At 36.0% G+C, this 7,915-nt stretch carries 7 protein-coding genes and 1 riboswitch; of the genes, 3 read left to right on the forward strand and 4 right to left on the reverse strand.

Features of this window, described 5'->3' with window-relative positions; translation table 11 throughout:
- Both GXZ93_03750 and GXZ93_03755 read left to right on the forward strand, forming a co-directional pair.
- On the forward strand, positions 1-1,788 hold a 1,788-nt coding region (locus GXZ93_03750; protein ID HHT78894.1), incomplete at its 5' end, for a UvrD-helicase domain-containing protein.
- A gap of 69 nt (positions 1,789-1,857) precedes the next feature.
- On the forward strand, positions 1,858-3,003 hold the full coding sequence (locus tag GXZ93_03755) for a M20 family metallopeptidase (protein ID HHT78895.1): 1,146 nt from the start codon (positions 1,858-1,860) through the stop codon (positions 3,001-3,003).
- Here GXZ93_03755 and GXZ93_03760 read toward each other — a convergent pair.
- The 4 genes from GXZ93_03760 to GXZ93_03775 form a co-directional block, all read right to left on the reverse strand.
- A complete protein-coding gene (locus tag GXZ93_03760; GenBank protein HHT78896.1) occupies positions 3,000-3,743 on the reverse strand; it encodes an ABC transporter ATP-binding protein in 744 nt (247 codons plus the stop codon). The genes GXZ93_03755 and GXZ93_03760 overlap by 4 nt on opposite strands.
- Positions 3,743-4,735, reverse strand: coding sequence for an ABC transporter substrate-binding protein (locus GXZ93_03765; protein HHT78897.1), 993 nt, complete (start codon positions 4,733-4,735; stop codon positions 3,743-3,745). Before GXZ93_03765 ends, GXZ93_03760 begins: the two co-directional genes overlap by 1 nt.
- A 113-nt stretch (positions 4,736-4,848) precedes the next feature.
- Entirely contained in the window at positions 4,849-5,631 is a 783-nt protein-coding gene (locus tag GXZ93_03770; GenBank protein ID HHT78898.1) for an ABC transporter permease, read from the reverse strand.
- A gap of 23 nt (positions 5,632-5,654) precedes the next feature.
- A complete protein-coding gene (locus GXZ93_03775; GenBank protein HHT78899.1) occupies positions 5,655-6,356 on the reverse strand; it encodes a thiamine diphosphokinase in 702 nt (233 codons plus the stop codon).
- A 112-nt stretch (positions 6,357-6,468) separates the two neighbouring features.
- Positions 6,469-6,572, reverse strand: a riboswitch (TPP riboswitch).
- Positions 6,573-6,710: 138 nt separating this feature from the next.
- On the opposite strand from GXZ93_03775, the gene hrcA reads away from it, so the two are divergent.
- A complete protein-coding gene (gene hrcA / locus GXZ93_03780) occupies positions 6,711-7,757 on the forward strand; it encodes a heat-inducible transcription repressor HrcA (GenBank protein HHT78900.1) in 1,047 nt (348 codons plus the stop codon).
- Positions 7,758-7,915: the final 158 nt, after the last annotated feature.

The following is a 7,915-nucleotide window of genomic DNA, read 5'->3' on the forward strand; positions in this document are numbered from 1 at the left end:
CCCAAATCTGTCCAGGAAGCTATCAGCGCTACAAAAAATATGCTCAGAGACTCTGAAGATTATGCAAGAAAAGCATTCGATCCTTTTGAAAAAATGGTTGCGCATGTATTTAAAAATTATGAAAAGGAATTAAAAGAAGCGGATGCGCTTGATTTTGACGATCTTCTGCTTTTTACGGTAAATCTTTTTAAGGAATATCCTGATACTCTTCAGAAATATCAGCAGCAGTTTAAATATATACTGGTAGATGAATTCCAGGATACCAATCTTGCCCAGAACGAACTTATTCTTATGCTGTTTGATGGCAGAAACAAAGTATTTGCAGTGGGAGATGACGATCAGAGTATTTATTCGTGGCGGGGAGCTCAGATAAAAAACATAATTAATTTTGATAAAAATTTTGGCAATACAAGAATAATCAAACTTGAACAGAATTATAGATCCACATCAAACATACTCGGCGCTGCAAATGAACTTATCAGGAACAATTACTCAAGAAGCAAAAAAGAGTTGTGGACAAGCAATCCTGCAGGTGAACTTATAACCAGATACAGGGCGCAGAACGAACAGGAAGAAGCAAAGTATATCGCTGAGAAAATATTAAAAATAAAAGACAATGAAAATAAGAGCTTTAAGGATTTTGCCATATTTTACAGGACCAATGCCCAGTCCAGAGTGATTGAAGAGACTTTTATAAGAGAAAAAATACCTTACAGAATTTTTGGGGGCCTTAAATTTTATGACAGGAAAGAAATCAAGGATATGCTTGCTTACTTAAAGCTTGTCTCCAACCCCAATGATTTTGTGAGTTTACAGAGAGTCATAAATGTTCCTGCCAGAGGCATAGGAAAAGTATCCATGGACAATATCGCAAAATATGCTTTTAAGAATGATATAAGTTTCTGTGAGGCATTTTATGATTTTGACAAAATAAATACTTTGAATTCGGGCATAAAATCAAAAATCAGGAACTTCATAAAGCTTATTGAGCTACTGGCTGATTATGCTATGAAAAATACAATAAGCCGGACCCTGGAGTTTATATGGGAAAAGACGGGTTATATAAAAGAGCTAAATGAAGAGAATACGATTGAGGCTATGAGCAGGATAGAAAACCTGCGAGAGCTGCTCACGGTTATCAAAGAGTTTGAGGAGAGGCATGAAACCGCAAATTCAGAGAAGCTTGAACTTGTTGAGTTCCTTCAGGAAATTGCTCTGATTTCCGATATTGATAATTTCGATGAAAGTGCCGATACAGTTATTCTTATGACCCTTCATAATGCCAAAGGGTTGGAGTTTGACAATGTGTTTATGATCGGAATGGAAGAAGGCATTTTCCCTCACATAAGAAGTATAACTTCCGGCTATGATGATATTGAGGAGGAAAGAAGACTTTGCTATGTGGGAATGACCAGGGCAAAAAACAAACTTATTATGACTTCTTCAATAATGCATTTTATTTACGGAGACCAGCGTGAGAGGCTTGTTTCCAGATTTATTGAGGAGATACCGAAAAAGTATTTTATAGATGAAAATCCGTTAGTAAAAAATCAGTTTATTTTTTCACGGAACAGGGTAAAGAAAGATATTAATCCTGATTTTAAAAGGGAAAAAGACTTTATGGGGTTTGCAACAGGGGATATTGTTGAGCACAAACTATGGGGAGACGGCGAGATACTGAGGGTAAAAAATATTACCGATGATCTGGAGTTGGATGTTGCTTTCAAGTCCGCCGGTCTTAAGAAGCTGCTTGCAAGTATTGCTCCCATAAAAAAGAAGAGCAAATGATTTTACAGCTAAATATAAATATTTTTTATATGAATTTTAAGAGATATATGTTTTATAATATAGGGGATTATGCAGCAGGAAAATAAAGCAATAATTGATACAACTCTTGAGCTGGTAAAAATAGATTCACGCAACAGGCCTCATGGTGAAGACGAAATTTCCAGCTATATTTCTGATTTTCTTGAAAAAATAAGAGTCGATAATGCAATTATCTCCCATGAAAAAGACAGAAAAAGTCTTATCGCATATTATCCCGGAACTGAATCCGGGAGAAATCTTCTGATGTGCGGACATCTTGATACAATCAATATTGATTCTGTTGAAGGCCCCGATAACAGCATTATGGCAGATGTCAGGGGCGGGAAAATGTTCGGGCTGGGAACATCAGACATGAAGGGCGGAGTGGCAGCCATGCTTTATGCTTTAAAAGAACTTGTCAGAACCAACTTCAAACCCAGATATGATATATTTTTTGCATTCACGGGAGATGAGGAAGCAGATAAAGCAGGAGCGCTGCATCTTCTCGAAAATGAGTTAACGAATAATACCAGGCTTATGATAGTGGGGGAGCCGACAAATCTTAATCTTGGCCTTGGCTCAAAAGGTCAGATATGGTTTGAAGTAAAATTCAAAGGCAAGGCAGCCCATGGCTCAACACCCGACAAAGGGAAAAGCGCAGTGCTTATGGCGATGAATTTTATTTCCCAGATTCTGGAACCGGAATTCTTTGTTAAAAATGAAAAGTTCTTTCCGAAAAGCACTGTAAATGTGGGTTTCTTAAATGCAGACGGTCCGTTCAATGTCGTACCTGACACATGTGTCGCAGGCCTGGATATAAGACTATCTCCTCCTGAAACGGTTGAGAATGTCAAAAAAAAGATAAAAGATATATTGTCATCTTCGTTCAGAAAGAATGAGTATGAGCTTAAAATAGTCGACAGTCTTGATGCATCTTTTGTTCAGCCGGAAAGCAGAATGGCAAAGGAGATTAAAAAGATAATAGGACGGCATGCATCAGGGAAAAGAAAGATTGCCCTGTCTTATGCAACCGATGGCTCTGTGTTAAATACCTATGCATCAGTTCCGGTAATAATACTTGGTCCCGGAATTCCCGAAGTTATTCACAACAGGGATGAATATATTCCTCTTGAGAACATTATTAACGCTTCCAGGATTTATACCGATATAATGCTTGATATCGGAAAAATAATCTAAATATTAAGCAGGCTTAATATTTCTTCTTTGATTTTTATAAAATCAGCTGATGAAAACACGCTGATGTCTCTTGGCTTTTTTAAATTTATTTCCAGAATTTCAATGACCGTTGCGGGTCTTTTTGATAAAACATATATCTCATCTGAAAGAAAAACAGCTTCATCTACCGAGTGGGTTATAAAAAGTATTGAAGACCGGAATCTGCTTATAAGTTCCTGAAGCCAGAGCTGCATTTTTCTTCTGGTTATTGCGTCCAGTCCTCCGAAAGGTTCATCAAGAAGCATGATGTCATTAGAAAACATGTATGAGCGCAGGAAAGCTGCTCTTTGCTTCATGCCTCCCGAAAGCTGGCTTGGATAGTAATTCTCAAATCCTTTCAGGCCGAAGACTTCAAAGAATCCCAGAGCTGTTTTTCTTGCAGATTCCTTTTCTTCACCTTTAAGGACAACAGGCAGACTTACATTATCAAGAATTGTAAGCCATGGCAAAAGAAGATCTTTCTGGCGCATATAGCTTACCCTTCCTGTTCTTCCGGTATATTCTATTCCTTCTATGAAAACGCTGCCCCTGTCAGGCCTGTCAAGTCCTGAAATAATCTCAAACAATGTAGTCTTTCCACAGCCGCTCGGCCCTATTATAGATACAATCCTGTTTTCTTTCAGGGTCAGGCTGATATTTTCAATGGTGTCAAGGTCGCTGTAGCTCTTTTTTATTTCAGTTACTTTTATTTTGTCATTCATTATTCAAGAAACTCGTTTGTATAGGCATTTTTATAGTCCAGCTTCCGGGTGATTAATTCATTTTCAAACATCCAATCTGAAAAGTTTTTCCATATTTCTTCTTCCATATAACCCCACTTTCCGTTTTCAGGCATATATCTGCTGCTCAGATACTGCTGGCTTTTCAATACTATTTCCCTGTCAAGCTCAGGTGCGTTTTTTAATAAAATCTCTGCGGATTCATCGGGATTTTCAATTGCGTAAAGATAGCCTTTACGTGTTGCATCCACAAATTTCTGCACAAGCTCTTTTTTGCCTGAGAGTGTCTTCTCGGAGATAATTATGGCAGGAGTATAGAAATCAAGTCTTTTATCAAAATCCTGCAGAAGCATGAAGTTGATATCAAAATCCTTTATCTCTGATGCTATTCCGTCCCAGCCATAAAAAATCCAGGAAAAATCCACATCTCTCTGTACGCTTGTAATAAAGTCCGAAGCTCCTATGTTTACAATGCTTAGTTTTGAAAAATCAGCATCATATTTTTCCATAAGACCTTTTAGCATCGCATCTTCTGCCGGTGAACCCCATCCGCCGTATATTTTATTTTCAAAATCCCTGGGGGTGGTTATATTTTTTTCTTTCATGGATGCAAATCCTGAAGTGTTGCGGGGAATTATCGCCGCTATTGCCACTACCGGCAGTGACGGACTGGCAGTCCTTGCATATATAATCTGTTCCTGATAGCTTATCCCGAATTCTCCTTTGCCGGCAGCAATAAGGTCTGCTGAGCCTCCCTCAGCAGGCTGCACTATATCTGCCCCAAGACCGGCTTCCCCATAATAACCTTTTTCCTTTGCGACATAGATGCCGGTATGATTTGTATTCGGTACCCAGTCAAGGACAATGGTTATCTTTTCTGTTTTAAACTTGCCTGATTCTGTATTACTGCCGTCTGTGCCGGCTTTGTCGCAACCTGCAATCAGCACTGTGGCAGCTATTGCTGCAAGCGCCATAAATAAAATTAATTTAAATCTTCTTTTTTCAGTTTTTATTTAAATCCCCCCTATATTAAGATAATAAATTTTACCGATAATATTTGTTTTTTAGCTGACAGATTATTTATTCTTTATTCTTCAAGAACTTCATTTTTTTCAAATTTTTTCCAGGGCATTGATTTTTTTTCTATTGCATCAATCAGTCTGATGAACAAAATGCTGAGTATGGTAATAATAAGTATTGCTCCAAATACTTTATCTGTTGCAAATGAATGTTTTGCCCTAATCATGAATACTCCTATGCCATCTTTGCCTCCGACCCATTCGCCTATGGTCGCACCCGTGATGCTGTAAGTGGCTGCTATTTTCAGGCCTGAAAAGAAGCCCGGAAGCGAAGATGGGAGTTTTATATATTTGTATATATGAAATCTATTGGCTTTCATGGATTTCAAAAGGTTTATCTGTTCATAATCAGCATTGGCAAATCCTGACAGAAGGCTGACGGTTATTGGAAAAAAGCATATCAGAATAACTATTATTATTTTAGGAAGCAGTCCATAACCGAACCATATTATAAACAGAGGCGCAAGAGTGATTATCGGTATGGTCTGCGATGTTATAAGGAGCGGATATAATATTTTATTTACAGCCTTAAATGAATCCATAAGCACTGAAGTTATAAAAGCAAGCACCATTGCAATAAGAAATCCTGACAGAGTTTCAATAATAGTGATTATAAGATCAAACCGGTATAATCTGAAATTTATAAAAACCGATGATAATATTTTTGTCGGTGCAGGCAGGATGTATTCAGGGAAAGCGCCTGTTCTTGAAACAATCTCCCAGACTGCAAGAATAAGAATAAAAAAAAGTACTGAGTAGAAATTAAAAACTATATTTTTTTTCTTTTTCATTTTTTTAACCAACCGCATGTTTGTCATATTTCCTTCACAATCAGCAGAACTCCTTCAGAAAAATCCATCCTGGCGACATCATCCGTAAAAATATTGCTAAGGCCTCTGATCGGAGAAAATAAAAGTTTTTCGTTTTTTAATTTATACTTTAAGCCTTCTGTGTTTATAAAAAAGGTATACGGTGTCATGGAAAAGACAGATATCTTTTTTCCGGTCCTGCCCGAAATACTTGTCGACTGCCTTAATACGGATATTTCAAAATTTTCATCCATTATCTTCAGATCGATTCCATTGTAATTCTCTGAAAAAAGATTGAATATATTTGCAAGACTGTGATCTATTCGATTGCCGAGGGCTCCTGCAATAATGATCTGTCTGCAACCCTTTTTAACTGCATAATCTATTGCAAGCTGTGTATCGCTTTCATCTTTATTTTTTGAAAATTTTATTATCTCTGCCTTCCTGTTTATAGTGACAAAATACTCTATATCATTTTCTGCGGCACTATCCATGTCGCCGATTATAATATCGGGGCACAGATCCATATTTCTGCAAAGAGAAACAGCTCCGTCCGCAGATATTATCAAGGTGTCTTTATCCAGGTCATAATAATTTTCAAGATTACTTTTGATTTTTTGAAAATCCTTTATCTCGCCGTTTGATATAATCAAACAATTCTTCATTTTCATAACCTCTGTTTTTTCTGATTCATTTAAATTTTTCATATCCTGCATATTGATAAAAATAAATTTAAGTAAATCGGTAAAAAGAAAAGAAAATTTCAAAATAAAATAATAAAATAATAAAATAAAAAAACCGCCATACACATAAATGCAAGCGGCCTTTTAAAAACATTCCTACGCTAGCATTACCTAGGTCAGGTTCAAAGGGTCGATTGGTATTCCAATCCTCTCAGCTAAAAAGCTCCCCGAACTTAAATTAAATTTTTAAAAAAACAAAACTGATTTATACAGAACATATTAATCAAAAAAAGCCTTATTGTAAATAGTCAGGCTTCTTTTGGCTTCAAAATACTTTTTTTATAGTATAATATTGTTTTTATAAAGGCAGAGTGAGAAATGAAGCTCAATCAGAGAAAAAAAGAAATATTAAAAAACATAATAGACAGCTTTATAGACAAAGCCGAACCTGTTTCATCAAGCTATATTGCTGAAAACAATAAATTAAATCTGAGTTCTGCAACAATCAGGAAAGAGATGTCCGAGCTTGAGGAGATGGGTTTTCTGTCTCATCCCCACACATCTGCAGGCAGGGTACCGACCGACCAGGGATACAGATATTATGTTGATAATTTTGTCCTTAAAGGCCAGCTTGTTAAAGCCGGTATCGGAAAGAAGAATCTGCCCATAAATATCCCGGTGGATAAAAATATGGATCTTGAAAAAATACTTATTCTTGCTGCTGAGCTTCTTTTTAAATTTACAAATTATCTTTCCATGGTTGTTGCGCCTGAAATAAACAGAAACAGGTTCAGGCATATAGAAATAATTAATTTCGGAAGCGATAACAGATATATGTTTATTTTAATTACAGATTCAGGCAGAGTGATAAAAGCATCTTTTGAAATCGAAGGCGAATATAATGACCTTGATCTTCAGAGAGTAAGAAACATACTCAACACGGAATTAAAAAACAAATATATACATGAGATAAATGAAAATCTTAAAATAAAGATTCTTGAGAATGAAGGCTCTCTTCTTTTCATGATAAATAAAATGCTGAAAATAATAAAAAGTTTTGAGGAAAATACCAGCCACTACAACCGTATATTTATAAAAGGCGCTTTAAGCATTTTGAAAGATCCGGAATTCATCGATTTCAACAAAGTCAAAAACATTATAGATCTTCTTGAAAATGATTATCTTCTTATGGAACTGCTTGAAAATTATTCCTGTGATGAGGAAATAGATGTCAGAATAGGCAGTGAGATTTATGGAAAAGATACCTGCGACTTAAGCCTTGTATCGACAAAATACTGCTATGATGGAAATTCCATAGGTTCAATAGGGATAATAGGCCCTAAAAGAATGGATTATTTTAAAGTAATAAACACTTTAAGCACTTTCAGGGCAAATCTGACAGATGCTCTTAATCTGAAAAGTTAACTCTAAAATAAACATCTTTTTATTTTAATTATCGGAGACAGAAAATAGACAGAAAAAAGACTTATTACAGGGGAAGTATTTTTGCATTTTTTTTATTTTCCATTAAAATAAAATATTTGCTTGTGATTATTTAACGGATAATTTTTAAATTAGAGGAA

The sequence above is a fragment of the Actinomycetota bacterium genome, from assembly GCA_012837825.1.
Lineage (GTDB): Bacteria > Actinomycetota > Humimicrobiia > Humimicrobiales > Humimicrobiaceae > Humimicrobium.